This is a genomic window from Cupriavidus sp. 01L46, from assembly GCF_056399905.1.
Window position 1 is genome coordinate 1 of the sequence record NZ_JBFTSF010000698.1, and the last position, 566, is coordinate 566.

1 protein-coding gene and 1 pseudogene are annotated in these 566 nt (G+C 67.3%); one reads left to right on the forward strand and one right to left on the reverse strand.

Features of this window, described 5'->3' with window-relative positions:
- Nucleotides 1-249, forward strand: a pseudogene (locus AC1DS3_RS39375) (MFS transporter); the annotation flags it as partial.
- A 30-nt stretch (nt 250-279) separates the two neighbouring features.
- Here the strand turns inward: AC1DS3_RS39375 and AC1DS3_RS39380 are convergent.
- A partial coding sequence (locus AC1DS3_RS39380; protein WP_477129466.1) for a DJ-1/PfpI family protein occupies nt 280-566 on the reverse strand: 287 nt, incomplete at its 5' end.

Sequence of the window (566 nt, forward strand, 5' to 3'; positions counted from 1 at the left end):
GCGCAGGGCCGCGGCCTGGTGCCGCCGTCTTCGCGCGGGCGCGGGCTTGGCGTGCTCAACACCTTTGTATTCCTGGGCTCGGCGCTGACGTCGTGGGGATTCGGCATGATCGCCAGCATGGGCGATGCCCGGCACTGGCCGGTGGAGAAGACCTATTCGACGATCTTTCTCACGGCGGCCGTGGTAGTGGCGCTTGCCGTGGCGCCGTATTTCTTCAGCCCATCCAGCCCGACCGTGATCAAGCGCTGAGCCGGCGCTGAGCCCCGCGGCCCCGGTTCGTCACTCGACCTTGGCGATCATCTCCAGCATGCTGTCGGCAATATCCTGGCCAAGCAGCCGCGAGACCATCCAGCCCGCCAGGTCCTGCGTCGCCAGGCATCCACCCGCCGTGGCGATCTGGCCGTGCACCACAAGCGGACGGTGTTCGGTCTTCACGCCCATGGCCTCGAGCTCTTCGAACACGCCCGGGTAGGTGGTCGCGCTCAGGCCATCGAGCAGCCCCAGGCGGGCGAGAAACAGCACACCCGAGTCGATCGCGCCAATCACCTGCCTGGCCGGATCCAGTT